Raw genomic sequence first — 26,667 nt, 5'->3', positions numbered from 1 at the left:
CCCGCAGCCGGAAACGGAGAGCGGGCGTTGCTGTATCTGGCTTAGATAGTCTCACCCAAGCGAGGGTCAGCCGGATCGTATCCGCTTTCAAGCAGCTTTGCCTGAGCACAAAGCGCGACTGCCCGCTCTCGGTGCGCATAGACGCTCAGCATGCTGCGACCCTTACGAACCGCTTCGTCTGCCCTGCGGGTTTCATACCGAGCCTGCCGCACCAGCTGATCAATTACGTTTGTCACTGAGCATCACCGTCTGTCCATGCGAGCGCGAGCTCGCCAATGCACGGTGAAGATAATTCGCGGATATTCGTTCCCGGCTAAGCGGCCCGCCGAGAGGAATGGTTTCCACAGGTCGACAAGTTGGACGCCCCGTTCCGGGCGTATTGACCGCCTCAATATCGCGAGGGCGAGATGCTTGCCATCCATGCCGACCTCAACCTCACCGGCCTTCAGAAAGCAGCTCGATCCTTCGGCGCCAAGCAGATGCCCTTCGCAACCGCCCTTGCGCTGACCCGCTTGGCACAAGGCGTCTCCGCAGCCGAGACGCAGGCCGTCATCGATACGTTCGATAACCCGACGCCCTTCACTCAGAAGGGTTTCCGCGTGCAGCCTGCGAGGAAGAGCGAGCCCGTAGCCTATGTTATGGCTAAGGACATCGCGGCGCAGTACCTCGCGCCGTACGTGTTCGGCGGTGATCGATCGCTGGGCAACAAGAAGGCGATGATCGTCCCGCGCGATGTGGCGCTGAACCAGTACGGCAACCTGACGCGCAACAAGCTGGCCAGCCTCAAAGGCAAGCCCGGCGTGTTCGTCGGCAAGGTCAAGACCAAGAAGGGCGCGGTAATCAGTGGCGTGTGGCAGCGACCGATGATCGCAGCAGCGTCGGGCAAGCGTGGCAAGAAGGCTGCGCCTAAGCCATCTGGTGGCCTCAAGCTGCTGATCCAGTTCGAGGACACAACCCCGGCGCCGAAGCACCTGCCCTTCTTCGAGCGGGCAAAGGCTTACGTGAGGGCGAATGCGGCTGCGGAGTTTCAGGCAGCGCTGCGACAGGCACTGTCGACTGCGAGGAGATGAGCATGATCCCTTGGTTTATCGTCAATCTCGTCGGCGCCATTGCATGGTTCTTCGGGTACGAGGTCTACGTCTCGGCGACCGGCAATAGCTGGCAGTGGGGCGCGGATCGCATCCACTTCATAGAGCGTGATCCCAACGCCCGCCGGCCGCAGCGGTTGGCGCCTTACAAAGGCGACCGCATGCTGAATGCGGATTGGACGCACGGCACCGAAAGTCATGCGATCGAGGCGTCTGACCTCGGCGGCGCCCGTATCCGTTCATCGAACGACGAAATAAGCTGAACGGGATGCCGATTGTTCAGAAATAAACCCTCCAAGGTTAACGTTTGGGTCCTTCCGGCCCCCTCACGCGTCGAGGGTAATTGCGCGCCCCGATGTCACCCCAGCTATGAATTGCAAAAGGTGTCCGCACCAAAATGTCCGCACCCGCTGAGCTTATCTCGATCCGCGAGTTTGCTCGCCGCGACGGCTGCGACGACAAACTGGTGCGGCGCGCGGTAAAGTCAGGAAAGCTGCGGGTTTCCGAGGACGGACGGATAGACTCCGCGCTGGTCGGATCGGACTGGAGAAAGACCAATCGACGGGCCGCGCGGTCTGCGGACACCGGGCCCGCAAAGGGTGCGGACATTCAAAAAGTGTCCGCACCAAATGTCCGCAGTGTCCGCACCTCACGCAAAGTGTCCGCACCCGCTGAAGAAGAGGTGGCCGAGGCGCTGGAGAGCCTGACCGACGAGGAGGCCGACAGCTTCCTGATAGACGTGCTGGCGGGTCGCTTTCGCGATACCGGCGACGCTGAGCAGATCAAGGAAAACGCCCTCGCGGCCAAGCACCTGATCGCGGCCCGTAAGGATGCCGGTGATCTGGTGGAGGTCGCGAGGGCTGAGACCATCTTTTTCGAGGCAGCGCGCTCATGGCGCGACATATGGCTCGGGTTCCCCACGCGCGTCGGGCCGATGCTAGCGGCTGATCTGGACCTGGAGACGGACAAGGTCGTGGAGGCCCTCACGGTCTATGTCCAAAAGGAACTCGAGCAACTCGGTACGCCAGAGGGCAATTTCGCCGCTGAAGAGTAACGAGGCCCGCTTAACGCTGGCGGCACAGCGCGGCTGGACCCCGCCGCCGCGCGTCAGCATCGTGCAGTGGGCGGACGATCGCCGGAAGCTCAAGGACGGAGGTAATTTCCAGACCGCGACCGTTGAAGTGGCGCGCGGGCCGATGCTGGCGGTTACCGAGCCGGGCGTTCACATCGTCACTGCGATGGTGGCGACGCAGCTGCTCAAGACCACACTGCTGGAGAACGTCTTCGGCTACCATGCCGACTATGACCCATGCGACATGCTGTTAGTCCAACCGAAGGAAGATGCGGCCGAGCAGTTCTCGAAAGAGCGCATCGCGCCGCTGATCGCCTCGACACCTGCCCTGCGAAAGATCGTTGGCACCTCGAAGACCCGCAAGTCCGACGAAACGCTGCTCTATAAGGCTTTCCCCGGCGGCTTTCTCGCGCTGGTCGGTGCAGGCAGCCCCGATAACCTTGCGCGCCGCCCCGTCCGCATCGTCATGTACGATGAGGTCGATAAATATCCGATCACACGCGAGGGAGATCCGCTCGATATCGGTGATGAGCGCACGGCGAAGTTTCCGAACTGGCTTTCGATCCGTGTTTGCTCCCCTACCGTAAAGGGCGACAGCCGGATTGAGGCAAGCTGGCTGGAATCGGATCAGCGGCGCGCATCGATGGAATGCCCGCATTGTGGGCATCGCCAGTTTCCTGACTTCTTCAAGCACGTCGAATGGGAGAAGGACGACGAAGGTCGGGTTCACCGGTCGCAGACCGCGCAGATCTACTGCGAAGCCTGCCAAAAGCCGTGGAGTGAGGGCCAGCGCCGCCGTGCGCTGAACACCATCCGGTGGCACCAGACCCGCCCTTTCGACTGCTGCGGCGAACATCAAGTTCCACTCGACGCCTACGAACTGCTTTGGCGGTCCGATTGCACCGACCCGGTCGAGTGGGTCTGGGATTGGTGGGAAGGTGATCGGTGGGCGGTATACCGCGCACGATGCAAGCACTGCGGAACATGGGCTGTTCCGAACGAGCACGCTGGCTTCCAGGCGGGCAAGCTTTACTCGCCGTGGGCGAAAGACAGCCCCGCGAACATCGCCAAGAAGTACCTCGCTGCGGCCAATGATGAGGACAAGAAGCAAGTCTGGTGGAACACCCAGGCTGCATGGCCATACCGGCGCCATGGCGGGAAGGAAGTCGAGCCCAACGAACTGCTGGCGCGGCGTGAGAACTGGACGCCCGGCATTGTGCCTGATGGTGTCGCACTGCTGACCGCTGGGATCGATACGCAGGATTACCGCATCGAAATCGAGGTGGTCGGCTGGGGCCGGGATGAAGAGAGTTGGTCGATCGAGCATCACGTCATTGACGGCGAGATGTCCGACCCGCGAACGCGCGATCAACTGGACGAGTACTTGAAGCGGACTTTCTACCGCGCCGATGGCCGTCCCTTCACGATCTCTGCTGCGTGCCATGACAGCGGCGGCCACCATACCGATGCGGTCATGCAGTTCTCCAAGGAGCGGCTGGCACGCCGGATCTGGGCCATCAAAGGCGAAAGTGCCCGCACAGGCCTTCGGAACCCAGTTTGGCCGACCAAGCGCCCGAGTTCGCGAAGCAAGAAAACATTCCGCCCTATCATCTTGGGCGTGAATGCTGCGAAGGACGCTATTCTTCTCAGCTACCTGCCCCGGACAGAATACGGTCCGGGCTGCATGCACTTCAACGGCGACTGGGATCTCGCGGCGTTCGAACAGTTGACGGCCGAGCGCATCAAGATCGAAGGCGAAGGCTCGAGGAAAGTCCGAAAGTGGGAGCCCATACCAGGGCGGGCCAATGAGCGGCTCGACTGCCGGGTCTATGGCTTTGCCGCACTGCGCGGCTTGATCCACATGGGCACGAAACTGAACCGGGAAGCCGATAAGGTCGGCGCGGCACTCACAGTGAGCGCAGATCGGTCCACCGACGGCGAAAGCGACGGCGACAAACAGGCATCCCCTGCCCTGCCCTCGCCTACTTCATCTACTGCCACGGCGAATCCGCCCCAGCAGCCGCCCGCCATGCCAGTCACTGGCACCCGGAATAAGAAACGATCCGGCTTCACCCGCCGGCTGGCCTGAGGAGGCTCGACCATGCGCTATGATCCGAGCCGCAGCATCCTTGCTGGCATGGATACATCTGTGCTCCAGGCCCGCCTGACCCAGATGCAGCAAGACTACCTGGACATCATGTCGGGCAGCAAAGTTCAGACTGCCAGCTACACGCAGGGAGATGGCGGGAAAAGCGTCACGTATAGCATGGCCAACATTGGTATGCTGACCATGGCGATCCGCCAAATTCAGGCGCAACTCGGCCTGATCAAAACGCCCCGCTCTGCAATCAGGCCGCGCTTCTGATGGCTTCGCATTCCACCATTCTGGATGCTCAGGGCCGCAAAATTCCGGCGCAAGCGATCGAGCGCATCAGAACCCGCGCCCGCACTGGGATGCGCGGGTCTCTCGATGGTCCTAACCGATCGCTTTTCCCCTACGATGCGGCAAGCATCGGCGGCCAGGAGTATGGGGACTGGTATCCGATTACCCGGTCCCCGGACTCCGAGATCAACATCTATCGCGACCGGATCGTCGGGCGAGGCCGTGATCTGTATCGCAACGACGGCTGGGCCAAAGGGATCGTCGGCCGCATCCTCGATTCAACGATCGGATCGTCCTATCGACTGGTTGCCAAGCCCGACTGGCGCGCCCTTTCTTATCACAGCAAGGCATTCGATGCGGTTTGGGCTGACGAGTTCCGCCGTGCTGCCGAAGCACATTGGCGCAACTATGCCGAAGATCTCGGCCACTACAATGACGTCGGCCGGAAACAGACGGTATCCCAGCAATGGCGTGTCGCCCTCGGTCACAAACTGATTGATGGAGAATCCCTGATCGTCGCACAATGGCGGCCTGACAGGGTCGGAGCGTCGGCGGCGCGCTACGCCACATGCTTTCAGGGTGTCGATCCCGATCGGTTGTCGAACCCCTATCAGCAGCAGGATACGCGATACCTTCGCGGCGGCGTGGAGATCGATCGGGACGAGGTGCCGATCGCGTACCACATCCGCAAGGCCCACCAGTACGACTGGTACAATGCGACCGAAAGCATGGAGTGGGACCGTGTCCTGCGAGAGGATCCGGAAGACGGGTGGCAGCGCGTCTATCACGATTACGATCTGGACCGCTTTGCCCAGAACCGGGGCATGTCCATTTTCGCCCCTGTGCTCGGCCGCCTGAAGATGCTGGCCAAATATTACGGCGTCGAGTTGTCTGCCGCGACGGTGGCCTCTCATTTCGGGCTCTATGTGACCTCGCCGTTCGATCTGGAGATGGTGAGGGCTGCACTCGAGGGAGAGGTTGAGGCCGACGATCCGGCACAGTCGGGTTTCGGCTGGTATCAGGATATGCGGTCCGACTTCCACCGGGATCGCACCATGCCCATCAGCGGCGTGAACATGGCGACCCTTGCGCCCGGCGAAGAGATCAAGACGGTTTCAGCCGAGCGGCCCAATGCCAACTTCAGTCCCTTCACGCATGAGATGCTGCGAGGCGTGGGCCAGTGCGTGGGCCTGTCAGGCGAGCAGACCCATAACGACTGGTCGGATACGAGCTGGTCATCGGCGCGCGCTGGCGTGGCGGAATCGGAAAAGATGTTCATCCGCCGCGAACAGGATTTCCAGACGAACACCGCGACGCCGATCTACGCGACTTGGCTGGCAGAGCCGTTCGATTTGGGCGAGTTGCCCCTCCCTCGGAATGCCCCGGCATATATGGAAATGCGCACGGCTTACTCGCGTTGCCGCTGGCTGGGCACGCCGCGCGGTTTTGTCGATCCGGTGTCCGAGCGCCAGGGTGTGGTCCTGGGCCTCGACGCAGGTCTCTCCACCCTTGAAGAGGAATGCGCTCGCCAAGGTGTCGACTGGGAAGAGAACCTCGCCCAGCGCGCGATCGAATTCAATCGCATGACCGAACTTGGTCTGCCGCGCCCCCAGTGGTTCGGCGAAGACAAAAGCGCAACGGAGGCAGCGCAGCCTCCCCAGAAAGAGCAGGCCTGATGTTTATCGACGTCACCCGCTACGGCGGTATGCGGCTCCTGCGGGTGGCCATCGCCGCCATCGCCTATATCGACCAGGTCGAAGGCGGCAGCGCCCTTCACCTGATCGGTGGCGAGACGATCCGCGTAAATGAAACGCCTGCCGATATCGAAGAACGCACGGCGTCGGTCAGGATGGTTCGTGCGATCCAGGTCGACAACAGGCGTATCGAATATGATCCGCCGCTGCAGCAGCCCGACGCCGCTTCGGTCTGTACGGCAGCGCCTGCCCAGTCCCAGCATAACGCATCGAAGCGCGGCAGTAATCGAGGACGACGATGACAGGCTACAGCCTCGACGGCTTGTTCAACAGGCCCGCCGCCCTTCTCCCCTCTGCATCCGCGCTGGCGGTAACCGTACAGGCCAAAGCCGGTGAACCAGCTTGGGGAGCCCCACCCCCTGCATGGAAATCACAGATCAATTATGGCGACGAAGCATCGCTATTCGAGGTGATCTCAGGCGTTGCGGTGATCAAGATCCACGGCGTGCTCGTCCAGCGTCTGGGGGCGTGGTGGCCGATCGGCGATATCTGCGGCATTGCCGCATATGATCGCCTGCGCGCCCAGATCATGGCTGCCCTCGCTGATGACGCCATCGACGCCATTGCGCTCGATATTGACAGTCCCGGCGGCGAGGTCGCGGGCTGTTTCGATCTCGTAGACACGATCTTCCGTGGCCGTACCATCAAGCCCATTTGGGCGATCCTGGGCGAAAATGCCTACTCGGCTGCCTATGCTCTGGCATCTGCGGCGCACGTCGTAACCGTGCCGCGCACTGGCGGCACGGGATCCGTTGGCGTCATCTACATGCACGTCAGCTTTCAGGGTGCGCTGGAGAAAGCGGGCATCAAGCCCACGCTCATCACCAAGGGCGAACTCAAGGGCGAAGGCTCTGATCTGTTCGATCTGTCGGCAGATGCCTTCAAGCGCCTCAAGGCCGACGTTCTGGCCATAGGTGATCTGTTCGATGCCACGGTCGCCCGCAATCGGGGCATGAAACCCAAACAGGTCTGGAACACCCAGGCCGGAACCTTCCTCGGCGAAGAGGGAGTGGAAATCGGTTTCGCTGACGCCGTCATGGCACCTGATGAAGCCTTCCGGGAACTGCTCAGGCAGCTCGATTGATCCGCCGGGGTCCGGCCCGGCGCGGCCTCGCGCCAATCACGATGGAGAAAGTATGAACACCAGTCGTTTGACGGCGGGCGCGGGGCGTTTTGCGCATTTCGCCGGCCTTTCCCGCAAGTCTCGCCGCGCTGCGGACGATGACGATCAGAACGATGACACCACCGACGCCGAAGATGACGATGACGGCAAGGATGCCGAAGACGACGACACCGACGACGGCCCGGCAGATGCCAAGGGCAAGAAGGGTCGCAAGGCAAAGCGAGCCGATGACGACGACACCGATGAAGGTGACGACGACAACGCCGCCAAGGGCAAAAAGTCCAAGCGTGCCGACGACGATGCGGACGATGATGAGCCCAAATCGAAAGGCAGGAAATCGCGCCGGGCCGATGAGGACGACGACGATGAGGACGATGAGGACGACGACGACAAGGAGGAGATGACTGGCCGCAGCGCCAAGGCATCGGCTCGCCGCCGTGAACGAGCTCGCTGCGCGGCCATCTTCGCGCACAAGGCAGCGGCGAACAACATCCCTCTCGCGATGTCGCTGGCGTTCGAGACCACGATGACCCGACAGGAGGCGATCGCCGTCATGCGCGGGCAGGCCAATCGCTCGCCTCAGGGCAGCGCTCCGCCCCGTTCGTCCCGCGAGCAGCGCAACACTGACCTCGGCGCGACCGATGGCCCGACGGGAAACAAGCCGAAGGCTGGCGCAAGCTGGGGGCGGTCCTTCTCCAAACTCGGCGTCGCACCGCGCGCCTGAGCCACCACACCCTGTCTTTTCAATAGGAGCTTACCATGGGCACTCCCAAGGTTACCCCCATCACCGAGAACCGCCACACCGGCGGATACGTCATCTGGGACCCCTCCGATGGCATGCTGACGCGTGAAGCAATCATCCTGATCGCAGGCAGTGGCCTTTGCACGGCTGGCCTCGTGCTCGGCGGCGAGACTGCCGGCGGCGCAGCTGTTTCCAGCGCGCTGGAAACCAACACCGGTAACGGCACGATTGGCGCGATCACGGTCGGTCCTGCCGCCCAAATCGGTGAATATGCGGTTGTGTTCGACGATGCGACGCATTTCACCGTCAACGATCCGGCGGGTGCCGAGGTCGGCAGCGGAACGACTGGCGCCGCATTCGACGAGGATGGGATCGGGTTCACGATCACGGCAGGCGCCACGGCCTTCGCTGCAGGCGATGGTTTCACCGTGACCACCACCGGCACCGTCAAGTTCGGCCCCTGGGATCCAACTGCGTCCGATGGCCTGGCTGTAGCTCGCGCCATTTTGTGGAGTGGGTCGCGCGATGCGACCACCAGCGATGCAGATGCGGTCGCCAACGTGCGCGGCCCGATGCGCGTGAACGCCAGTGAGCTGATCTGGGGCGCCAACGTCACCACCGACGCGCAGAAGGCTATCGCCCTCGCCCAGCTCGAGAAGCTGACCATCCTCAACACCTGATCGGGCGCGGCCTTGCGCCGCGCCTCCCCTTCCAGGGCGCGCTCCATCCGTAGGCGCGGCCCCTTCTTCAGATGGAGCAATCCGCCATGACCGGCACGATCATTGACATTTTCCACTCCGATCCCTTCTCCGCTATCGAAATGACGACGGCGGTCGAGCGGCTACCGCACCTGCCCGCCATGCTTCGTGATTCGGGTATCTTCACCGAGAACCCGATCCGCACGACCGCGCTTGCCGTGGAAGAGCGCAACGGCATCCTGACCGTCGTGCCCATCAGCCAGCGTGGCCAGCCCACCAATGCCGAGCGCAACACCGAGCGCCGCAAGATGCGGTACTTCGATGTGCCACGTGTCCGCGTAGGCGACACGATTTTCAGCCATGAGCTCCAGAACATTCGCGCATTCGGCGAAACGACCGTGCTCATGCAGGTGCAGGACGAGGTGGCCCGCCGCCTGAGCGGTCCTACCGGCCTTCTCTCGCTGCTCGACTATACCGAGGAGAACATGTTCCTCGGTGCCGTTCAGGGCCTTTTCCTCGATTACGACGGCTCGGTACTGTACAACTGGTTCGACGAATTCGAGTTCGAAGAGCCGGAGGAAATCGCCTTCAACCTCTCGGCAAACGTCGAATATTCGCTTCGCCCGATCATCAACGAACTCACCCGTTCGATGGCCCGTTCCGCGAAGGGCGCCTTCACGCAGGCCACCAGCGTCATGGCGCTGTGCGGCGATGCGTTCTACGACGAGTTCACCAATCACGTCGATGTGGTGAGCACGTATAAGAACTGGTCCGACGCAACCGACCTCCGCAAGGGTGGGGCATTCCAGACGTTCCACTTCGGCGGCGTCGATTGGGTCAACTATCGCGGCTCGGACGACAACACGTCGATCAAGATCCCTGACGACAAGGTGAAGCTGTTCCCCGTCAATGCGCCTGGCGTGTTCGAGGAAGCGCTTGCTCCGGCCGAAGGCTTCGAATGGGTCAACACCCCCGGTCAGAAGCGCTATATCAAGCCGATCTTCGACCGCGACCGCAACGAATGGTGGCGCATGGAGGCATCCATGTACCCGCTCCCGATCTGCAAGCGCCCGGAAGTCCTGCGCACCGGACGCGCCGGCGCCTAAGGTAGCCTCATGTCGATCGACTGGGATAGCCTCGTCCTCGGCCCTGCGATGGGCATTTTCGGGGACGAGGTCATCTACACGCCGCGCGGGGGCGTCGCTGTGACGATCCCCGACGCGGTGGTCGATGACGAAGCGACCGAGCTGCAGATGGGCGAGGATGGGCAAACCTCGATCCAGAAGAGGCCGCTTATCGGCATTCGAGCCGCTGCCCTCGCTGCAGAGGCCCAGCAGGGCGACCGCGTGAAGGTCGTGAAGACCGGCAAGGTCTACGTGGTGCGCGAGCCAATCCCCGATGGACATGGCCATGTACTCCTCAAGGTCATGGCGACGGCATGACGACCTCCGCTGACCTTCTGGTCCTCGTCTATCAGGCCGTCATCGCTGCCAACACAGACGCGGGAACGCGCGTGTTCCGCCCCGGTGATTGGCCTTCCACGGCTTCGACCATTCCGCAGATCAAGATGCGGCTGCTCAGCGAAAACCGCACCTCCATCGCCCGCTCGGGCGCTCCTCAGTTCCTGACTGTCGCGACGTTCCGCCTGATCCTCGAGGTCTCAGCCCTCGCGAGCGAGGATGATGCTGGTGCCGGTGTCGCAGAAGCTGCGGCCTGGGCGCTGAAGCGCCAGGTCGAAGTCGCCGTGATCAACTCCTATCCTCTCACCTCGACCATCCAGCAGATCGCTGGCGTCCGGGCGCAGATCGTCTTCAATTCCGAAGGCGAGCGGCATCTGGCCATGGTCGTGCTCGACCTCGATCTCGAGTTCTATGAAGGCGCCGAGGATTTCGCGCCCGTCGCAACCGAAGAGCTCGAGGGCATCGACCTTGACGCCACCAATTTCCCGTCCGTCGCTCTGACGGTCGACCTTCCCCAACAATAGGAGACCGCCATGCGCGTTGTCAGCGTGCCGGGCCGACGTGTCGTCGATCCGCTCTCCCGCCGCGTCGTCGACGAGGCGGGTATCCTCGTCAATCCACACGACCCGACCTGGAACCGCCTCGTGCGCGACGGCGACGTGAAGGTCGCAACCGACGCACCGGCCACCGCGCCGGCGGCGAAGGAGTAACGCCCCATGACGATCCCCTTCTCGAACATCCCGTCGAACCTGCGCGTCCCGCTGTTCTACGCCGAGATCGATCCGCGCTACGCGAACACCACCCCCCTCGCGCAGCGCGGCTTGCTCATCGGCCAGATGTCGGAGGCAGGCACCTTCACCCCGAACGTGCCCATCCAGATGACGTCGGTCCTCGATGCAGCCGATGGCGCGGGCGCGGGCTCGGTCCTCGCCCAGATGATTACCGCATGGCGCGCGAACGATGCCTCCGGCGAAGTCTGGGTGCTGCCCATTGCCGACGCCAACGGCGCTACCGCAGCGACCGGCACCCTCACCGTCACCGGCACGGCCACGGCCAGCGGCTCGATCCCGCTCTATATCGCTGGCACGCTCATCGCCGTAACCGTCTCGATCGGCGACACGGCTACGATCGCTGGCGCCAACATCGCCACGGCAATCAATGCCGCAAGCGTGCCCGTGACGGCTGTCGCGGCGGCCGGTGTCGTGACGCTGACTGCGCGGAACAAGGGCACCGTCGGCAACGAGGTCGACCTTCGCCTTGCCTACCTCGGCGCTGCCGGTGGCGAGAGCGTGCCGGCCGGGCTCGCGATCGCGATAGTCGCCATGGCGAACGGCGCAACGGACCCGACCATCACCGATGCGGTCGCGGCACTGGGCGACAAGACGTACGATTTCATTGCGACCGGTCTGAACGACAGCACCACGCTCGACATTCTCAAGACCCTGCTGGCGGACACGACCGGGCGCTGGTCGCCGACGCAGCAGCTCTATGGCCATGTCTTCGCGGCCAAGAGCGGCACTGCCGGTACACTGGCGGCGCTGGGCGTTGCACGGAACGACCAGCACTTGTCGATCATCGGCTTCGCGGATTCGCCGTCGCCGCACTGGGTCTGGGCGGCGGGCATCGCTGGTCAGGCAGCCGTCAGTCTGCGCGACGATCCTGCGCTGCCCCTGCAGTACCTCACTTGCGCAGGAATCCTGGCGCCCCCGATCGCCTCGCGTTTCAGCTTCCCGGTGCGCAACGCCACGCTGCTCTACAGCGGCATCTCGACATGGACCGCTGACACCTCGAACAACATCGTGCTCGAGAACATCGTCACGACCTATGTCACCAATGCCGACGGCAACGCCGACAACTCGTACCTCGAGGTCGAGACGCTGTTCACGCTGATGTACGTTCTTCGCTTCATGCGCTCGCGCATCGAGACGAAGTTCGGCCGCGTGAAGCTCGCTGCCGATGGCACCCGCGTCATCGCTGGCAGCAAGGTGGTGACGCCCAAGACCATTCGTGCCGACCAGATCGCGGCGTACCGCGAGCTGGAAGAGGCAGGCTTCGTCCAGAACGCCGACGACTTCGCGAAAAACCTGATCGTCGAGAAGAACGCCACCAATCCCAACCGCGTCGATGTGCTCTGGCCGGGCACCTTGATCGACCAGCTGCGCGTCTTCGCCATGCTGGTCCAGTTCCGCCTGACCTGAGGAGCGCACGATGTCCAATCTCATCGCCGGCTTCGCCTACATCACGATCGACGGCACGTCGTACGCGATCGCAGGCGAAGGCACCTATCGCCTGTCCACTGCCAAGCGCGAGACGCTGATCGGTCAGGACGGCGTTCACGGCTACGCCGAGACCCCCGCCTCGGGCATGATCAGCTGGAAGGGCCGCGACAGCGGATCGCTCAGCATTTCTGACCTGAGCGACGCGGTCGATGCCACGATCCAGCTCGAGCTCGCCAACGGCAAGAACATCATCGCTCGCAATGCGTGGCGTTCGGGCGACCCCGTCGAAGTCAGCAGCGAGGATGCGACCTTCACCGTGCAGTTCGAATCTGCCGACGTGACGGAGGCCTGACATGTCCGACGACGCCAACACCGCCCCCGAGGCGGAAGACCTCCCCGAGACCCTCACCATCACGCTGCGCAAGCCGGTGGAGCACAACGGTCTGAAGATCGACGAGATCATGCTCCGCGAACCAACCGCCGACGAGTGGAAGCGCTGGGATGGCCTCACCGGCGCCGAGTGCGACATTACTGCCGTGTCGACCGTTGCGGGCATCCCGCTCGCTGCGGCCCACAAGCTCGGCGTGCGCGATCTCCTGCAGGGCTCGAGGTACATCGGTCGTTTTTTGGACTGAGGCCGCCTGACTGGCAGGCCCGGCTGGTGCTGATCGGGCGCATGTTCGGCAAATTCCCCGACGAGGTCGCGACCCGGCCTTGGTCGATCCTGAACCAGTGGCTGGAGTGGTCCGATGGTGGATGAGGTCGCCAAGCTCGGCGTAGGCATCGTTGGCGACGATCGCACCGCCAGCGCCTTCAGCTCTGTCGAAAAGCGGGCGGAGAAGTCCCGCAAGCGCGTCAGCGAGATCAACCGCAAGGCCGACAACGACAACCAGCGCCGGGTCTCCAATTCGACGCGCACCGTGCTTGGCTCGATCGCCAAGGTCGAGAAGGCCACCTCGCGGGTGTTGGGCGGCCGATCCCTGCTGTCCGGTCTCGCCGGGCGCATGACCGGGCTGTCGGAAGCATCCTCGGCGCTGGGGGAAGGCTTTGCGGGCGCCTCGCTTGCGGGTGAAGGGCTTGCGGCGACTGCCTTGGGCGTGGCTGGCGCCGTCGGCGGCACAATCGCCATTCTTGGCGCCGCAACCTACGCCGCCTTCAAATTCGGGGACGGCTGGGCAAAGAGCACCGCGCAGTTGTCGCGCACAGCCGAAGTCGTTGGCGTCTCCACAAAGGCCATGACCGAGTTCGATGCCGCTGCCCAGCGTGCCGGCGCACAAAAGGGTGCTGGCGTTGCTGGCATGAGCAGCCTCAACCAGACCCTTAACGATGCGCGATACGGTCGGAACTCGCAGGCGTTGGCCGTGCTGCGCCGCGTGGGCGTGGGCATGAAGCTGAACAAGGATGGGACTGTCGATACAGCCGCCATGCTGCCCGTGATCGCGAACGCCATGCGCCGACAGAACTCCAGTGGCCGCCGTACCCTCGCTCGCTACCTCGGCATTTCTGACGATCTGATTCCGGCCTTCTCGCAGGGTGGTAAGCAGCTCGCTGCCGACATGAAAGATGCGGACAAGAATGCCGTCGTCGTCGAGGATAGCGTCGGCAAGAAAGCCAGGGCTGCTGACCGTAAGCGAGTGCTGAGCGACCAGAGCATTGACGCGGCCAAATACGAAGCTGGGCGCCGTGTTTCAGATATGACCTCCGGCAATCTGGGCGATGTCCGCGACAAGACAATGCAGGCGTTCAACGATGCCGTGCATGGCGAGTTCAAGAGCGCATCGAAGCGGCTGGGCGAGGCCAGCGATTCCCTCGATAAAGCTTCAGAAACACTCGGGGAGAAGATCTGGAAGCACACGGACCCCATCCTTGGCCATGTAACTGCTATGGCGGACCGGGCGCGGATTTGGGGCAGCGGTTCATCACCCTCATTTGGCTCAGCACCTGCAAAAAGGCTCAGTGAAGCAATGCAGGCCTACATGAGCATGGGGTGGTCGAAAGAGGCTGGTGCAGGGATTGCGGCAAGCGAATGGGCGGAAAGCTCATCGAACGCACACCCGAGGCACAATGCTGGTCATGCCGGTGCATACCAGTGGGATGCAACAAGGCAGGCCAACTTTAGGCGGGTCATCGGCAAATCAGTCGACGATCCGACAGTGACGTTGAAAGAGAACAGAGAGTTCGCGAACTGGGAACTCCACCATACACACAAGAAAGCAGGTGACGCGCTACGGAAAGCCAAGACGGCATCCGAAGCTGCCGAAATCGTGTCGCGTATGTATGAAATGACAGATGACGGTGATTATCAGGCGGCCCGCCGTGCGGATATCGCGGAATCTATCGTCCAGACGCCCACAGATCCCCAAAAAGTCCAAGTTCACGTCACCGTCGAGAACGGTAAGGCGACGAAGGTGAAAACGACGACCGGCAGCGGCAGCAAAGCCGCCGTCAGTCATGCGATGGTCAATTAAACGACGATTGGTCGGTAGGCTCTTCAGGCACCACATTATCTGAATCGGAGCCATCGTGTCGCCTGCTGCTAAGCAAGCGCGCAGCCACCACCGAGGCAATAGCACTCGCGGGTTTCTCCTCGCCACCGACCAACTTAACCATCTGACGATTTGTCTTCACATCGTCCGTCAGCATCAGCTGGACAAAAGTTGGAGTGACAACTTGGCTCGGAAACCCATCAGGCAACACCGACCTGCCGCCTACAAACATATTCCCCATAAATGCTTGGCTAAATGTGCCATCGAATGGGGTGGGGTGATAACCCACCTCAAATACACACGTTATATTTCCGGTCTGCTCATCATTTGATTGCAGACTGATTGAATTTACGGAAATCAATCCTTCTGATTGCAATTTTGATATGGTGGATTTTACTTCATTTTCAGTGAAGTTAATATCTTCAGTGGAATCATTATTTATAACTGAAATTCCACTTTCATACAAAAGATAAAGAAAAGAGTTTTGAGTATCGTCTGATGCGCAAGCCTTTTGCGCAATAATCTTCGGATCAGAAGCCACCTGATCGCTTTGCGGGGAAGTTGCGGAATCGCTCGTCGCCTTTGACGAGCAGCCAGACAAAACAGCTATAACAGCCAGGGCGGCAGAAATTTTTCGCATAAATCCCCCTCGATTTCCTGCTGCCACAGTATTTCCCCTCACCCCTGAGTCCAGCCCAAAGGCTTCCCCATGATCCAGCCAGCGTCCTTCCGGGGCGTTCCCTTTGCCGTGACCGGATCGGACCTCCAGGGAGGCCGACGACTGGCCAAGCACCAGTATCCTGGCCGCGACACGCCGTGGAACGAGGACATGGGCCGCGCCGCCCGCTCGTTCCGACTGCGCGGCTTCGTGCTCGATGGCGACATTCTCACGGCCGGCGGCACGATCGACGCCCAGCGCGCCGCGCTAATCACCGCCGTAGAGAAGGCTGGCGAAGGCACGCTGATCCACCCGACGCTGGGCTCGCTGACCGTGAAGGTCGATCAGTATTCGATCGGCGAGGGCCTCGGGGCGAACAGCTACTCGGAAGTCGAGATCATCTTCGCCGAGAGCGGCACCCAGACATTCCCGACGGCAAGCGCCTCTTCATCGCTCTCGACCACAGCCGCCAGCGAGCTGAGCGATGCCGCCAAGTCCGATGGCGTGTCGGCTATCGCCGCTGCGGCATCGGCGGGCGATCTGATCGACGATGCGATCAACGAGGTGAGCGAGATCTTCGACGCCGTGCAGGCGACGGTCATCGATGCGACCGCAATGTTCCGGATCGCAGCAGAACTGCTGGGCAACTTCGGCCGCTACAACGCAGGCGCCAACGCAGGCATCACGGGAAGCAACGCGTCACCCTACGCCGCCGGCACGACGGTCGCCGACCTGGTACCCATGGCATCGGAGAAGCGCGAGGCCGTGAATACTGCCGCAGCGAGTGCCCTTGCCACACTCAAGGCTGCCGACCTCTCTGCTGCCGATGATTTCGCCGACGCCCTCGCCACGATGGTCGATGCGCTGGTCGCGGCCTTCGCCGATCCGGCCGATGCTATCCGCCTGCTGCTGGCGCTCATTGCCGATGTGCTTGCGCTCCCCTCCGATGATCTCGCCAGCGCGATTGCCCAGATGCTTGCCAACATCCTCGCCCGCGCGCTCACGAGCGTCTGCGCGACATATCAGCCTCAGAGCGCCGACGATGCGGCGGCCCGCATCTCGGAGATCGCGACGGTCCTGGACAACCTTATGACGACGGCCGCCGATGCGGGCGCGGACAGTTCATTTGCTGCCCTGCGCCAGTGTCGCGGCGCCGTGGTAACCGATCTGCGCACGCGCGGCGCGACGCTGGCGAGCCTCAAGACCTTCACTTTCAATGCCCCCTGCCCTCCCTCGTCCTCGCCCAGCGGATCTATGCCGATCCGGCCCGCGCGGATGAGCTGGTAACGCAGGCCGATCCGCCGCACCCGCTGTTCATGCCCTCCAGCTTCCAGGCGCTCGCTGCATGACCGACACAGGCGAGATCGTCGTCAACCCCAAGGACATCGACCCGAACCAGCTGACCCTCAAGATCGAGGGCATCGACTACACCGGCTGGGAGGAAATCGAGGTCACCCTACGAGCCGAAGCCTTCCCGAACGGCTTCGAGGTCAAGGCCAGCAAGCCGCCCTCGGTATCGATCCCCATCAACCCCGGCGACGAATGCATCGTGAAGCTGGGCAGCGACCGGGTCATCACCGGCTATGTCGACCGGGTCATTCCAGGCGGCGATGCCGACACCCACACCATTGCCGTTCAGGGGCGCGGCTATACGCAAGATCTGGTCGACTGCAGTGCCGAGTGGCCATCGCACCAGCTGATCGGCGGCAACGCGCTGACGATCGCGACCAAGCTCGCATCGGCTTACGGTATCACCGTTGAAATGTTGAACGGCGCCTCGCCGGGCGATGACGTGCCGCAGTGGCCGATCAATTATGGCGAAACGGGCGCCGACATCATCCAGCGACTCGCGCGCAACGCCGGACTCCTCGCCTATGAAACCGGCGAAGGTCACCTCGGCCTCGCCGCTGTTGGCACCACGACTGCGGCCAGCGGGATGAAGTACGGCGAGAACGTCCAGGCATGGTCGCTCGAGAAGTCGATGGACCAGCGGTACTCCAACTACGTTTGCACGATGCAAACCACGGACTCGCTGGGCGATCTGGAAGGGCAGGACTTCTTCCACGAGGAGAAGGACCCCAACGTCACCCGGCACCGGCTGATCTATCTCGTGGCCGAAGCTGTCGCCACCGATGCACAGGCCTTCGTCCAGCAAAAGGCGAAGTGGGAGAACGCGCGGCGCGCGGGGCGCTCGTATATCGCGCGCGCCGTGATCGACAGCTGGCGCGATAGCGCAGGCACGCTCTGGGCCCCCAATACGCAGGTGCCGGTCTCGTTGCCCGACATGGATGCCGAGGAAAGCCTGGTAATCTCCGAAGTGACCTTTCGGCGCACCAACGAAGCCGGGACCACGGCCGAGCTGGTCTGCATGCGCAAGGAAGCGTTCACGCCGGAGCCGATCGTGCTTCAGCCGGTCAATGCGGCGGAGCTGATCTGATGATGGCTCGCATCCTCCAGAACCTGCTGGGGATCGGCAAGATGACGGTCCACGACGACAGCGGTGACGTGCAGACGATGCAGGTTACCGAAGGCGCGGCAGGCTCAGGCTTCTTCAGCCGCGTGACGGACAATGTGAAGCGCGTGACGGAATTCGGCTTTCACTCTGTGCCGCCGCTGGGCTCCGAAGTCGTGGTGCTCCGACGCGGCGGCGACCGGTCCAATTCGATCGTGATTGCCACCAGCCATCGGGCCTCGCGGCCAAAAGACCTGCAAGCTGGCGACACCGCGCTGTTCGACGAGCGCGGTGCGATCTTCAAGCTGACCGCCGCTGGTCCAGTGCTGGACGCGGCGGGTCTGGAAATTGTCATCCAGAATGCCAGCAAGATTACCTTCGACTGTCCTGAGGTCGAGTTCACCGGGAATGTAGCTGTGGCGGGTACGCTGACCGGCGACACCAATGGCGCGGCAGTCGAGCTCGGCGCCCTGCGCGACGCTTATAACGCGCACGGCCACATCGAAGTCAGCAAGGGCACCGACACCAGCGGCAAGACGGATCACACCGTATGACCGACATCATCACCAGCTGGGACACAGCGGCTGGCACCGGCGACTGGGTATTCGATCCCGAATGGCCGATGATCTGGACTGACCAACACGGCGAGGCTGTCGTCGACGAGGCTGGTGGCCTGATCAATGCGATCCCGACACCGACGCTTCAGCGCTCGGATGAGATCACGACCGCCGTACTCATCAGCCTGTTCTCGGACGCTGTTGCCAGCGACGACGACACCCTGCCGGATCAGACGGGCGACCGGCGCGGATGGTGGGGCGGATCGATCGGATCGAAGCTGTGGCTCCGCCAGCGCGCAAAGCGGAGCGCAACCCTGCTCACGCAAGTCAGGGACGACATCCAGACCGTGCTGGCCTGGCTGATCGAGGATGGGGTCGCATCCTCCGTCGATGTCACGACCGAATACACCAAGCCGGGGATGCTCGGCGTGCAGATCGTTATCCGCCGCGGCAACACCTCGCTTACGCTGCGCTTCGCCAATGTCTGGGACCTTGCCTGATGCCCTATTCTCGTCCCACCCTGACTACGCTGCGCCAACAGGTCGCTGCCGACATTGCGGCCGGCCTTCCCGGTGTAAATGCCCTGTTGCGCTACAGCAACCTGACGGTTCTGGGCGACGTCGAGGCGGCGCTGGCGAACGGCCTCTATGGCTATCTCGACTGGATCGCCCGGCAGTCTGTCCCGTTCACGGCCGAAGACGAATATCTGGAAGGCTGGGCAGCGCTGAAGCGCGTCACGCGCAAGGCTGCCGTGGCCGCGACCGGCAAGATCACGTTCAATGGTTCGAGCGGCACCATTCCGGCAGGGACAATCGTCACCCGCTCGGACGGCGTGACCTTCTCGGTCGATGCTGACGTCGCGCTGGATGCGGGCGTTGCGATCGCATCGGTCACCGCGACTGTCGCCGGGGCCAGCGGGAGCACCGTTGCAGGCACCACTGTCTCGCTCAACTCGGCGATATCGGGCATCAACTCGCTCGGCACGGTGAGTGTTGCCATCACCGGCGGCGCCGACGTCGAGAGCGACGATGACCTTCGCACGCGGATGATCGCAGCCTATTCCGAGCCCGCATCCGGTGGGTCGAAATCCGACTACGTGAACTGGGCGCTCGAGATCTCCGGCGTATCGCGCGCCTGGTGCGAGCCAGGCCTCTATGGCACCGGCACTGTGGCCGTCCTGTTCATGATGGATGAGGCACAGGTTGCAAACGGCGGGTTCCCCAAGGCACGAACGGGGTATCCAGTTCGGAGACCCGCGGACCGGTGGCAACGGGAGACCAGCTGACAATCGCCAACGATCTGGCAGCCGAGCAGCCGGTCACCGCCGTGGTCTACGCCGTCGCACCGACACCCAACACCATCGACCTCACCATCGCTGGTCTATCCGACGCCACCGAGACGACAAAGGACGCGATCGACGAAGCTTTCGCCGCCGCATTGCTCGCAACGGCGGTGCCTGGCGGTGAAACGCCGCTCAGTACCATCGAGGCGAAGATTGCGGCAGTCTCGGGCGCGGCCGGTTTCGTGATCACGCTGATCACGGCGTCGGCTGGCGGCGTCACGCCCGGTCCGACCGGCAATATCACCTCCAACGCCGGCGCGCTGCCTGTCGCCGGAACGATCACGTACGCCTGATGGCCCGCACAGCCGACGACTATGAAGGCGCCATCCGCGCCCTGCTCCCGCGCGGCCGCGTGTGGCGAGCCGAGCCGGGCAGCGGACAGCAATCTCTGGTCCTTGCCCTAGCGCAAGCCTGGGCCCGCCTCGATGCCGCCGCGACACTGCTGCTCGATCAGTCCCTACCGGGCAGCAATCTCGACCTCGTGCCCGAATGGGAGGAATCACTCGCCCTTCCCGATCCCTGCGCCGGGCCGAATGCCACGATCGAGCAGCGCGCAGCTCAGGTGCTTTCGAGGTTCATGGCCGGTGGTGGGCAGAACGAGGCGTTCTTCATCGCTTTCGCAGCCGCGATCGGCTTCGAGATTACCATCTCCTACATCTCGCCGTTCCGCGTGTCGGTCAGCACTGTCGAAACGCCCCTCTACGATGACGACTGGCTCACGGCCTGGATCATCACCGTGCACAGCAACACCGGCGGGCTCAGCAACGACGTGCTGCTTTGCGAGCTCAATGCGCTCAAGCCCGCGCAGACCACCATATTCATTCAATAGCGAGGCCCTGATGTTTCGTATCGATCACGCCAGCGCGGTTGCCGCGCTACCGGCGCCGCAGGCGGCTGGCACGCCGGGGTATTTTACACGCGGTAATGTTGCCACCGGCGTCGCCCCTACGATTTTCACCGCCGATTTCGCCAACATCATCCAGGAGGAGTTGATGGCGATTGTGACGGCTGGCGGAATCGCGCCGGCGAAATCCGATAACGGCCAAGTGCTCGAAGCTTTGCGCGCGCTGTTCGCCCCCATCAACAGCGTCGGCCTCAGCTTCGATACGTCCGGCAACTGGCAGCGGACCAACTCCGACGGTTATCTCGAGATGGGCGGCATCCTGGCCTCGATCCCCAGCTCGGAAGGCACCTTCACGCTCAACTTTCCATTCGAAGGGTTCCCGACGGCCTGCCTTGGCGTGGGCGCGATGGTCCGCAACACCGCCTCCGACGATTCCGGCAATGCGACGATCCAGGAGGTCACCCTCAGCACCGGTTCCGCTCTGCTTTACGTCCAGAGCCATACCACGTCCGGTTTCGCGGCGGCTGGTGGCATCCGCTGGCGCGCCTGGGGGCACTGACCAATGACCAAAGCACATCCCTTTCCCGTCCGCCTGAAGCACGCCTGGGCCGTGTTGTCGGGCCAGATCCTGCTGCCCAGCACCCTCGAGGAGATGAAATTCATGACCGCAATGACCCAGACCGCAAGCGCTCTCACCGCGCTGAGCGCCGCCGCCACCTCGATCATCGATGCCAACAAGGGCAACGCCGACGCGCTTACGGCCGCGAATGCCGAACTCGCTACCGTCGACGCTGACGTCTCCGGCCAGATCGCCACCGTCACCGACAGCCTCAATGCCGCTCTGGCTGCGAACCCTGCACCGGTGAGTGCAGTTGCGGATGCGGATGCGGAACCTGCTGCCGCGCAGGCAGATCCGAGCGCCACTGCCTAAACCGAACTGCCGCGAAAGTCGGCCGGGCCTGTCCCGGTCGGCTGTCTACCTCGCCCCGCTTCGGCGGGGTTTTTCATGGGCGCGCTATGACCACTCTTCCGAATTATCCTGCAGCCGCCTCGCCGCTCGTTGGTAGCGAACTGATCCCGGTCTGGCAGGACGGTGCCCAGCGCGGCGCTACAGCCAATCAGGTCCTTGCGCCCGGCATTGCGCTGATGGAAACCTATGTCGGCGCAACGCTGCAGCTGACGTGGGCTGCACTTGAAGGTGTCGTCGGATCGCAGGACGGCCAGGTCGGCGTTGTGCCCCAGCAGGACGGCAACCATACCGATCCCGTTACTGGCGCCAGCGTGCCCAATTCCGGTTTCTATTCGTGGTCTGCAGCGCACGAGGCGTGGACCTGGACCTCAGCCACGCAGGCTGGATTGGCGGAGGTGCAAGCAGGCGTGGCCGCAAGCTACTCTGCCCTCACCCAAGCCACAGCCGCCTCGGTCCGCCGCGCGCTGGTGATCGACTATGGCGATACCGGCATCGTTGAGGCCCCGCGCTATCGCAGCACGGCGGGCCGGGCGTTCCGCAATGCGCAGGGCTACTGGGAGTTCTCGACGCTCGATGATCAGGAGATCGTCCACTACGACACGTCGGGTAATATCGTGGGCGTCGATTTCAGCCCGGCGGCCAGCTATGTCGGCGCGCCGTTCAACACCGGCACCGCGCCGGGCACCGCCGATCCGCTTTACCTAAGCAAGACGACGGCCACGACGGTCAGCTATGCAGGCGCACATACCTATCCCTCGATCTACGGCACAGCCGGTCTCGGGATGGCGATCAACTTCGGCACCTATGCCTATGCGAACCCCTGTTCATTCCCCAACATCACCCAGGCCTTCGTTGCCGGTGATCTGATCCGCGTCGAGGCCATAGTCGCGGTCCAGTCCTTCACGACGGCACAGACCCTCTATTTCCTGCCCTCCGCCGTCTCGGGCACGATCCCGACGCTGCAGGTCAATCTTTCGCTCAATGCGGACGGCACCATTGCCTCGGCAACCTCGTCTGCCCGGCGCTGGGGCTATAGCGTGTTCGGCACCTATGGCGGGGTGACGTTCTACCTCGTGTGGTCGGAAGGCAAGGCGACTGCTGCCGGCACCGTTCGCCCCGGCTTCCAGGCCGCTGCCTATGCCTCCGGCATGAGCGCAACCCGGACCTTGCTGGTCGAAGACGTGCGCCTGATCAAGAACGGGCCGCCACTGCCGAACATGGCGCCGGTCTGCGGCACCAAGACGTTCGGCGACAGCTACTACCAGACCAGCGCGACCGACCGGGCCATCAACATGAAGGCCTGGCGCATGAAGAAGGGTCGCACCCGGATCACCGACGGTTCGATCCGCCCGGTGGCAGAGTGGCGCAGCGGCCCGAACAGCGAGCCCTACCTCCATGCCGAAAGCCTGATCGAGCTGGAACTGTCGAGCGAGCCGGACAGCAACACCTACCTGCTGCCGAACCGGACGCAGGCGCTTGACCTTACACCGACGAACCTCGCCGAGCCGTTTTTCGCGTGCCTTGGCGATTGCTACTACGATGCCGACATTGCGGTTGGCACCGGCACCCACACCGCGTTCGAGATCCGGGGCGCCTTTTCCGACCCCAAGCGCTGGGGCCAGTACCGCTCGGTCAGCACGAACACCACGCGCAACACCGGCACGATCACTCACCGTCACGCGCATTGCTTCCCGCGCGGCGCGACGACTGGTGAGCAGATCGGGCAGTCTTTTGTTGTCTCATTCCAGCTGGCATCGCTGGGCCTGTGTGACATCGAGGACAGCTGCTTTTCGGGCATCACCCAGCACTACACGCGCGGGCGCGACCGGACGTACTTCAACGAGACGTACAAGAGCGACGATGCGCGCTGGATCGGCTGTGGGCGCCTTGGCGGCGTCAACTTCAAGATTCGCGACGTGTGCTTCAACCGGCTCGGTCGCGCGATGGATCAGCTGGCGGGCACCAACGCGACTGCCGTCACCTACGACATCGACGGGGTGCGCGGCGAGCGCCTGTGGTCGGATATGTTCGGCTTCGGGCGCGGCGTGCTCTCGGGCTCGATCAAGCACGCGATCCGTCAGGGATCGACCGTCGCGCTCTATGATGTCTACCACGCTCGCGATCAGCTGTGCGTCGATGTCGGCAACGGCATCCAGACGCTGGATGCCGCCGGGCTGACCGTCACGGATCTGCCCACCGACCGTCAGCTGCATCTGCACAGCTATCGCCCCGATGCCGGACAGGCGATTGCGACCGACGCGGTATCGCGCTTCCTGTACGGCAACCAGTCCCGCACCAGCACGCTCTATCCGCCCAGCACCGAGGGCGGCAGCTATCCGGGCTACATGGCGAACATGAGCCCGCCGCTGACCGCGAGCGGCGCGAAGATGGTCGCAGGCGATGCAGGCCCCAAGTACGAGACGCTGGCCGCCGCGCAAAGCGATGTCGATGCCGGTGTGCTCCCGCTCGACATGCTGTTCTACGTCTACGCGACCGACGCGGGCGACCACATCGACCCCTACACCGGGGCGAGCGTGCTCAACCGGGGCGTCTACCGCGTGATGCGTGGCCTCGGCGCCGTTCGCCTTGCCGACACTTGGCCGAACTGCATGGGCACGAACTATGCAACGGCTGCGGATCTGCAAGCGGCCCTCAACCCTGTCGCCCATGCTCGCGGCTTCGTGACCACGGCGGGCGCCGATTTCGGGCCATGGGAATGGACCGGCGCGGCGTGGGTGCATCTGGCAACCGCCATTCCCCTGCCGGTCTATGCCTCGACGCCAGGCGTCGCGAGCGCGGACAACCCGCACATCTATGCCACCATCGACGTGATCAAGAAGACGGGCACCAGCACCTTCTCCTACCTCACGAGCGCGGCCCCGGCGGTCAGTGGGGCATCGACGCACCCTGACATGTTCCAGCTGTCGCTGCAGTACACCACGCTGAACAACTTCACGATCAGCAACTGCGTGCTGTGGGACTATGGCCAGTTCCTGTTCCTGCAGGGCGGGGTGTCATCCTACGTCCAGAATTTCGAGGCCAGCGACAACATCGCAGGCATGGACATGTACAATGCCGTCTATGCCCGGCCCGAGGCATGGCAGGCAGGCTACACGCAGAAGCTCGCCCGCAACCTGATCGTGCCCTTCAAGATCACCTCGGGCTACAACGTCAGCGGTGAGGGCTCGTACCCCTGGCTTGATGCCACCAACATTCCGGCAGGCCAGATCGTCACCGAGGGCAACTGGATCGCCGCACCGGCGGCCAAGGCGGTCGATACCAACCCGGCGGCGCTGACTAATCCCAGCGGACACATCTTCACGCCCACCGTCACCAACTACGGCACCAGCTGGATCGCCAGCACTCCCGCACCGGACAACCCCGGCATGGAAGATGCCCTTTCAGCGGCGCAGCTCGATCGCGGCTTTGCGATCCGGTCCCAGCCCTTCCTGTCGGTCACCTGGTCGGATTCGTTCCAGGCACAGACCGGGCTCAACCTGACGGCTACCCGTGATGGCATCGCCGCGCTCAAGGTGATGTCGCCTGAGTTCGATGCCATGCTCGACTGGCTCTCGGAGACCTTCCAGCGCGAGCCCGACTACGTGTTCACCGTCGCCGCCTCGGCAGCGGAGGGCACCGTCATCGCCACCGGCATCGATGGCGCACGCTGGGACCGCCAGTGGGGCGGCGGTGAACTGGGCCAGTTCTCGCTGATCGGCGGCACGCTGACCGTCGCTGCTGCGCTGACCGGCCTCAACTTCGTCAAATCCTTCGTCACCGACACCGGCAAGATCGTCCTGATCGACGCCCAGTAAGGAGCCGCAGAAGTGAGAATTCTCAAGCTCTGGCCATTCGCAGCCTTGCTCGCGATCGGCATCGCTGGGCCTGCACTGATCCTGACCGATGCACTGCCGGCTCACGCCATCAACATCCGCATCCGCCTCAATGTGACTTACTGAAGGAGCCCACTCGTGGAAGCATCCCAGACCATCGCCAATTACCAGGCGCTCACCATCCGCCGCGACGCTGCTGTCGGCATGTCCGTCATGGACGAGGCCGGTGGCGCCATCATCTACCAATCCGCCGACGTGTTCGCGGTCACCAGCGGGGCGCTGACAGCCTCCGCCGATCTCGCCGAGACCGCTTCGCCGGTCCGCGTGATCCTCGACACTGGCATGGTTGTCGACGTGACGCTTGAGGACGTGGTGGCGGAGGCAGCCGAAGACGATCCTAGCGCGGCGGAAGAGCAAGGGTGACGTCGCCGCCTGGGCTTGATGCCCGGATCACAGCGCTGGCCACTGCGCATTCGCCGTATCCGCCCAGCTTCGACAACAGCGGGTGGCTTTACGGGTTCGCGCTGGGTTCTCTGCTGTGCATCGCCATGTTCGGGGCCAGTACCTCTTGCTGGATGAGCCGGGACAGCTGGCGGTACCGGCATATCGATGGCTGGGGCAGCCCGGCCTTCCAGTTCAGGCTGATGATCGGAATTGCGGCGGCAACAGCCTTTGTCCGGTCATTGCCCGAAGTGGTCTACATGACCCAGTTCGGCGAGGTCACCGGCGCGACGATCGCGCAGATCCTTGCCGTCAAACGCTGGGCCGACATCATCGCCATGCCCATGGCGGTGGCATGGATGGCGATCCTCGTCGTCTCCTATGACCGCATCATCGTGGGCCTTCGCACGGTTCGTGCCCAGGCCATCGCTGTCGATTCGCGCGGGCCTTTGCGGCGCCTCGCCCGCCCGATCGCCATTTTCATCGTCGTCGTGCTGATCGCTGCCATGGTGGCCGTCGGCAAAGGAGCAATGGGGCACCCCTAA

32 protein-coding genes are annotated in these 26,667 nt (G+C 63.2%); 31 read left to right on the top strand and 1 reads right to left on the bottom strand.

The genetic code is table 11. The annotated features are described in order from the left end of the window. The first annotated feature begins 407 nt into the window (after positions 1-407). The 18 genes from CI805_RS06620 to CI805_RS06535 all read left to right on the top strand — a co-directional run bounded on the left by CI805_RS06620 (position 408) and on the right by CI805_RS06535 (position 15,007). Positions 408-1,070, top strand: a complete 663-nt coding sequence (locus tag CI805_RS06620) for a hypothetical protein (protein ID WP_260927393.1) — start codon at positions 408-410, stop codon at positions 1,068-1,070. A 2-nt stretch (positions 1,071-1,072) separates the two neighbouring features. Continuing rightward, the gene (locus tag CI805_RS06615) at positions 1,073-1,351 is read left to right on the top strand and encodes a hypothetical protein (protein ID WP_260927391.1); all 279 of its coding nucleotides are present in this window, start codon (positions 1,073-1,075) and stop codon (positions 1,349-1,351) included. Between the two features lie 134 nt (positions 1,352-1,485). After that, positions 1,486-2,142: a hypothetical protein gene (locus CI805_RS06610; protein WP_260927389.1), complete on the top strand. Its 657-nt coding sequence runs from the start codon at positions 1,486-1,488 to the stop codon at positions 2,140-2,142. Further along, complete coding sequence (locus tag CI805_RS06605; protein ID WP_260927387.1) at positions 2,081-4,249, top strand: phage terminase large subunit family protein; 2,169 nt, start codon at positions 2,081-2,083, stop codon at positions 4,247-4,249. Before CI805_RS06610 ends, CI805_RS06605 begins: the two co-directional genes overlap by 62 nt. Positions 4,250-4,261: 12 nt before the next feature. Then, entirely contained in the window at positions 4,262-4,525 is a 264-nt protein-coding gene (locus tag CI805_RS06600) for a gpW family protein (RefSeq protein ID WP_260927385.1), read from the top strand. After that, complete coding sequence (locus CI805_RS06595) at positions 4,525-6,219, top strand: phage portal protein (RefSeq protein ID WP_260927383.1); 1,695 nt, start codon at positions 4,525-4,527, stop codon at positions 6,217-6,219. The genes CI805_RS06600 and CI805_RS06595 overlap by 1 nt, the downstream gene beginning before the upstream one ends. Beyond that, complete coding sequence (locus tag CI805_RS06590) at positions 6,219-6,539, top strand: hypothetical protein (RefSeq protein WP_260927382.1); 321 nt, start codon at positions 6,219-6,221, stop codon at positions 6,537-6,539. Before CI805_RS06595 ends, CI805_RS06590 begins: the two co-directional genes overlap by 1 nt. After that, positions 6,536-7,381, top strand: coding sequence for a S49 family peptidase (locus tag CI805_RS06585; protein ID WP_260927380.1), 846 nt, complete (start codon positions 6,536-6,538; stop codon positions 7,379-7,381). Before CI805_RS06590 ends, CI805_RS06585 begins: the two co-directional genes overlap by 4 nt. 52 nt (positions 7,382-7,433) lie before the next feature. Further along, a complete protein-coding gene (locus CI805_RS06580) occupies positions 7,434-8,144 on the top strand; it encodes a hypothetical protein (RefSeq protein WP_260927378.1) in 711 nt (236 codons plus the stop codon). Between the two features lie 35 nt (positions 8,145-8,179). Next, positions 8,180-8,842 (top strand): head decoration protein, encoded by a 663-nt coding sequence (locus CI805_RS06575; protein WP_260927376.1) that lies wholly within the window; start codon positions 8,180-8,182, stop codon positions 8,840-8,842. An 86-nt stretch (positions 8,843-8,928) separates the two neighbouring features. Further along, positions 8,929-9,966, top strand: a complete 1,038-nt coding sequence (locus tag CI805_RS06570) for a major capsid protein (protein WP_260927374.1) — start codon at positions 8,929-8,931, stop codon at positions 9,964-9,966. 9 nt (positions 9,967-9,975) lie between these two features. Next, complete coding sequence (locus CI805_RS06565) at positions 9,976-10,302, top strand: hypothetical protein (RefSeq protein ID WP_260927372.1); 327 nt, start codon at positions 9,976-9,978, stop codon at positions 10,300-10,302. Further along, positions 10,299-10,844 carry a hypothetical protein gene (locus CI805_RS06560; RefSeq protein WP_260927371.1) on the top strand — a complete coding sequence of 182 codons (546 nt, stop codon included), beginning with the start codon at positions 10,299-10,301 and terminating at the stop codon, positions 10,842-10,844. Before CI805_RS06565 ends, CI805_RS06560 begins: the two co-directional genes overlap by 4 nt. 9 nt (positions 10,845-10,853) lie before the next feature. Continuing rightward, the gene (locus CI805_RS06555; RefSeq protein ID WP_260927369.1) at positions 10,854-11,030 is read left to right on the top strand and encodes a hypothetical protein; all 177 of its coding nucleotides are present in this window, start codon (positions 10,854-10,856) and stop codon (positions 11,028-11,030) included. Positions 11,031-11,036: 6 nt separating this feature from the next. Further along, the gene (locus tag CI805_RS06550) at positions 11,037-12,518 is read left to right on the top strand and encodes a phage tail sheath subtilisin-like domain-containing protein (protein WP_260927368.1); all 1,482 of its coding nucleotides are present in this window, start codon (positions 11,037-11,039) and stop codon (positions 12,516-12,518) included. Positions 12,519-12,528: 10 nt separating this feature from the next. Next, a complete protein-coding gene (locus tag CI805_RS06545; RefSeq protein ID WP_260927361.1) occupies positions 12,529-12,891 on the top strand; it encodes a phage tail tube protein in 363 nt (120 codons plus the stop codon). A 1-nt stretch (position 12,892) separates the two neighbouring features. Continuing rightward, entirely contained in the window at positions 12,893-13,174 is a 282-nt protein-coding gene (locus CI805_RS06540) for a phage tail assembly protein (protein WP_260927359.1), read from the top strand. Positions 13,175-13,288: 114 nt separating this feature from the next. Beyond that, positions 13,289-15,007, top strand: a complete 1,719-nt coding sequence (locus CI805_RS06535; RefSeq protein WP_260927357.1) for a phage tail tip lysozyme — start codon at positions 13,289-13,291, stop codon at positions 15,005-15,007. On the opposite strand, the gene CI805_RS06530 is transcribed toward CI805_RS06535, so the two are convergent. Next, positions 15,000-15,692, bottom strand: a complete 693-nt coding sequence (locus CI805_RS06530; protein ID WP_260927355.1) for a hypothetical protein — start codon at positions 15,690-15,692, stop codon at positions 15,000-15,002. The two genes, CI805_RS06535 and CI805_RS06530, sit on opposite strands and share 8 nt — an antisense overlap. Before the next feature lie 42 nt (positions 15,693-15,734). Here CI805_RS06530 and CI805_RS06525 point away from each other — a divergent pair, with 42 nt between their 5' ends. From CI805_RS06525 to CI805_RS06470, 13 genes are all read left to right on the top strand, one after another. Continuing rightward, a complete protein-coding gene (locus CI805_RS06525; protein WP_260927354.1) occupies positions 15,735-16,970 on the top strand; it encodes a DNA circularization N-terminal domain-containing protein in 1,236 nt (411 codons plus the stop codon). 58 nt (positions 16,971-17,028) lie between these two features. Then, positions 17,029-18,120: a phage baseplate assembly protein gene (locus tag CI805_RS06520; protein ID WP_260927351.1), complete on the top strand. Its 1,092-nt coding sequence runs from the start codon at positions 17,029-17,031 to the stop codon at positions 18,118-18,120. Further along, positions 18,120-18,689, top strand: coding sequence for a phage baseplate assembly protein V (locus CI805_RS06515; protein WP_260927341.1), 570 nt, complete (start codon positions 18,120-18,122; stop codon positions 18,687-18,689). The genes CI805_RS06520 and CI805_RS06515 overlap by 1 nt, the downstream gene beginning before the upstream one ends. Next, positions 18,686-19,192: a phage GP46 family protein gene (locus tag CI805_RS06510; protein ID WP_260927340.1), complete on the top strand. Its 507-nt coding sequence runs from the start codon at positions 18,686-18,688 to the stop codon at positions 19,190-19,192. The genes CI805_RS06515 and CI805_RS06510 overlap by 4 nt, the downstream gene beginning before the upstream one ends. Continuing rightward, complete coding sequence (locus CI805_RS06505; RefSeq protein WP_409934942.1) at positions 19,192-19,977, top strand: baseplate J/gp47 family protein; 786 nt, start codon at positions 19,192-19,194, stop codon at positions 19,975-19,977. Before CI805_RS06510 ends, CI805_RS06505 begins: the two co-directional genes overlap by 1 nt. Continuing rightward, positions 19,956-20,327 carry a baseplate J/gp47 family protein gene (locus tag CI805_RS21070; protein WP_409934941.1) on the top strand — a complete coding sequence of 124 codons (372 nt, stop codon included), beginning with the start codon at positions 19,956-19,958 and terminating at the stop codon, positions 20,325-20,327. Before CI805_RS06505 ends, CI805_RS21070 begins: the two co-directional genes overlap by 22 nt. Continuing rightward, positions 20,327-20,863, top strand: a complete 537-nt coding sequence (locus CI805_RS06500) for a putative phage tail protein (protein ID WP_260927339.1) — start codon at positions 20,327-20,329, stop codon at positions 20,861-20,863. Before CI805_RS21070 ends, CI805_RS06500 begins: the two co-directional genes overlap by 1 nt. Before the next feature lie 10 nt (positions 20,864-20,873). Continuing rightward, a complete protein-coding gene (locus CI805_RS06495) occupies positions 20,874-21,437 on the top strand; it encodes a hypothetical protein (RefSeq protein ID WP_260927337.1) in 564 nt (187 codons plus the stop codon). A gap of 102 nt (positions 21,438-21,539) precedes the next feature. Beyond that, positions 21,540-21,809: a hypothetical protein gene (locus CI805_RS06490; RefSeq protein WP_260927335.1), complete on the top strand. Its 270-nt coding sequence runs from the start codon at positions 21,540-21,542 to the stop codon at positions 21,807-21,809. An 86-nt stretch (positions 21,810-21,895) separates the two neighbouring features. Then, on the top strand, positions 21,896-25,663 hold the full coding sequence (locus CI805_RS06485) for a hypothetical protein (protein WP_260927334.1): 3,768 nt from the start codon (positions 21,896-21,898) through the stop codon (positions 25,661-25,663). Between the two features lie 12 nt (positions 25,664-25,675). After that, the gene (locus tag CI805_RS06480) at positions 25,676-25,807 is read left to right on the top strand and encodes a hypothetical protein (RefSeq protein WP_260927333.1); all 132 of its coding nucleotides are present in this window, start codon (positions 25,676-25,678) and stop codon (positions 25,805-25,807) included. 12 nt (positions 25,808-25,819) lie between these two features. Beyond that, positions 25,820-26,104, top strand: a complete 285-nt coding sequence (locus CI805_RS06475; protein ID WP_260927332.1) for a hypothetical protein — start codon at positions 25,820-25,822, stop codon at positions 26,102-26,104. Continuing rightward, positions 26,101-26,667 (top strand): hypothetical protein, encoded by a 567-nt coding sequence (locus CI805_RS06470; RefSeq protein WP_260927331.1) that lies wholly within the window; start codon positions 26,101-26,103, stop codon positions 26,665-26,667. Before CI805_RS06475 ends, CI805_RS06470 begins: the two co-directional genes overlap by 4 nt.

The organism is Novosphingobium sp. 9 (assembly GCF_025340265.1).
GTDB lineage: Bacteria > Pseudomonadota > Alphaproteobacteria > Sphingomonadales > Sphingomonadaceae > Novosphingobium.
Note: the sequence above shows the minus strand (reverse complement) of the source record. Positions and strands in the feature narration are given on the sequence as shown.

Excerpts from the sequence above, each read along its gene's own strand:
- CI805_RS06620 (WP_260927393.1), top strand. The coding sequence starts at position 408 with ATGCTTGCCATCCATGCCGACCTCAACCTCACCGGCCTTCAGAAAGCA.
- CI805_RS06615 (WP_260927391.1), top strand. The coding sequence starts at position 1,073 with ATGATCCCTTGGTTTATCGTCAATCTCGTCGGCGCCATTGCATGGTTC.
- CI805_RS06610 (WP_260927389.1), top strand. The coding sequence starts at position 1,486 with ATGTCCGCACCCGCTGAGCTTATCTCGATCCGCGAGTTTGCTCGCCGC.
- CI805_RS06605 (WP_260927387.1), top strand. The coding sequence starts at position 2,081 with ATGTCCAAAAGGAACTCGAGCAACTCGGTACGCCAGAGGGCAATTTCG.
- CI805_RS06600 (WP_260927385.1), top strand. The coding sequence starts at position 4,262 with ATGCGCTATGATCCGAGCCGCAGCATCCTTGCTGGCATGGATACATCT.
- CI805_RS06595 (WP_260927383.1), top strand. The coding sequence starts at position 4,525 with ATGGCTTCGCATTCCACCATTCTGGATGCTCAGGGCCGCAAAATTCCG.
- CI805_RS06590 (WP_260927382.1), top strand. The coding sequence starts at position 6,219 with ATGTTTATCGACGTCACCCGCTACGGCGGTATGCGGCTCCTGCGGGTG.
- CI805_RS06585 (WP_260927380.1), top strand. The coding sequence starts at position 6,536 with ATGACAGGCTACAGCCTCGACGGCTTGTTCAACAGGCCCGCCGCCCTT.
- CI805_RS06580 (WP_260927378.1), top strand. The coding sequence starts at position 7,434 with ATGAACACCAGTCGTTTGACGGCGGGCGCGGGGCGTTTTGCGCATTTC.
- CI805_RS06575 (WP_260927376.1), top strand. The coding sequence starts at position 8,180 with ATGGGCACTCCCAAGGTTACCCCCATCACCGAGAACCGCCACACCGGC.
- CI805_RS06570 (WP_260927374.1), top strand. The coding sequence starts at position 8,929 with ATGACCGGCACGATCATTGACATTTTCCACTCCGATCCCTTCTCCGCT.
- CI805_RS06565 (WP_260927372.1), top strand. The coding sequence starts at position 9,976 with ATGTCGATCGACTGGGATAGCCTCGTCCTCGGCCCTGCGATGGGCATT.
- CI805_RS06560 (WP_260927371.1), top strand. The coding sequence starts at position 10,299 with ATGACGACCTCCGCTGACCTTCTGGTCCTCGTCTATCAGGCCGTCATC.
- CI805_RS06555 (WP_260927369.1), top strand. The coding sequence starts at position 10,854 with ATGCGCGTTGTCAGCGTGCCGGGCCGACGTGTCGTCGATCCGCTCTCC.
- CI805_RS06550 (WP_260927368.1), top strand. The coding sequence starts at position 11,037 with ATGACGATCCCCTTCTCGAACATCCCGTCGAACCTGCGCGTCCCGCTG.
- CI805_RS06545 (WP_260927361.1), top strand. The coding sequence starts at position 12,529 with ATGTCCAATCTCATCGCCGGCTTCGCCTACATCACGATCGACGGCACG.
- CI805_RS06540 (WP_260927359.1), top strand. The coding sequence starts at position 12,893 with ATGTCCGACGACGCCAACACCGCCCCCGAGGCGGAAGACCTCCCCGAG.
- CI805_RS06535 (WP_260927357.1), top strand. The coding sequence starts at position 13,289 with ATGGTGGATGAGGTCGCCAAGCTCGGCGTAGGCATCGTTGGCGACGAT.
- CI805_RS06525 (WP_260927354.1), top strand. The coding sequence starts at position 15,735 with ATGATCCAGCCAGCGTCCTTCCGGGGCGTTCCCTTTGCCGTGACCGGA.
- CI805_RS06520 (WP_260927351.1), top strand. The coding sequence starts at position 17,029 with ATGACCGACACAGGCGAGATCGTCGTCAACCCCAAGGACATCGACCCG.
- CI805_RS06515 (WP_260927341.1), top strand. The coding sequence starts at position 18,120 with ATGATGGCTCGCATCCTCCAGAACCTGCTGGGGATCGGCAAGATGACG.
- CI805_RS06510 (WP_260927340.1), top strand. The coding sequence starts at position 18,686 with ATGACCGACATCATCACCAGCTGGGACACAGCGGCTGGCACCGGCGAC.
- CI805_RS06505 (WP_409934942.1), top strand. The coding sequence starts at position 19,192 with ATGCCCTATTCTCGTCCCACCCTGACTACGCTGCGCCAACAGGTCGCT.
- CI805_RS06500 (WP_260927339.1), top strand. The coding sequence starts at position 20,327 with ATGGCCCGCACAGCCGACGACTATGAAGGCGCCATCCGCGCCCTGCTC.
- CI805_RS06495 (WP_260927337.1), top strand. The coding sequence starts at position 20,874 with ATGTTTCGTATCGATCACGCCAGCGCGGTTGCCGCGCTACCGGCGCCG.
- CI805_RS06490 (WP_260927335.1), top strand. The coding sequence starts at position 21,540 with ATGACCGCAATGACCCAGACCGCAAGCGCTCTCACCGCGCTGAGCGCC.
- CI805_RS06485 (WP_260927334.1), top strand. The coding sequence starts at position 21,896 with ATGACCACTCTTCCGAATTATCCTGCAGCCGCCTCGCCGCTCGTTGGT.